The 585-nt window shown below is 48.2% G+C and carries 1 protein-coding gene; it reads left to right on the forward strand.

The features are described from left to right. Window positions 1–23: 23 nt before the first annotated feature. Window positions 24–585: phage portal protein (locus DC53_RS0121080; RefSeq protein WP_240474589.1), on the forward strand; the 562-nt coding region annotated here is incomplete at its 3' end.

Below are 585 nucleotides of genomic sequence, written 5' to 3' on the forward strand. Positions count from 1 at the left end.
CTTTGGTCGAGGGTGACGTACTGGTGGTGCATCACTTCGATAAAAAGACGAATCTACCTAAGATCCAGTTAATTAGCTCCAATTGCATTCAATCACCTTTAGATGGTGACGGCGGCGTTGCTGATGGTCATTATCTAGAGCATGGTGTTGAATTTGACGCGCAAGGCCGTGAAATTGCCTACCACGTATTGAAAGAAGATGGGGAATACGTTCGTTATCCGCGTGTTGGCGCTCGTTCTGGTCGCCGTGTGGCTAATTTATACCGTCCTGGTAAGCGCATTATGGGCCAAGCTCGTGGTATGCCACTGATCGGCAACGTGCTTCAATCACTACGAGAGATTGATCGCTACCGTGACAGCGTACAACGCAAGGCTTTAGCAACTTCATTCTTGGCGTTGGCTGTAGAAAAAGACGCAGACACCATTGGGGCCAAACCATTAGCAAGCGCGGCAAGTCGTTCGGCTAACATTTCGAGCAATGACGGCAGTTACAAGCTTAACCTAAAGAACTTTAATCCAGGTGTGTTTATTGACGACATGCCAGCAGGCCACAAAATCAAGATGATGGGTAGCGATGGTACCGATT

The organism is Pseudoalteromonas fuliginea (genome assembly GCF_000690055.1).
GTDB lineage: Bacteria > Pseudomonadota > Gammaproteobacteria > Enterobacterales > Alteromonadaceae > Pseudoalteromonas > Pseudoalteromonas fuliginea.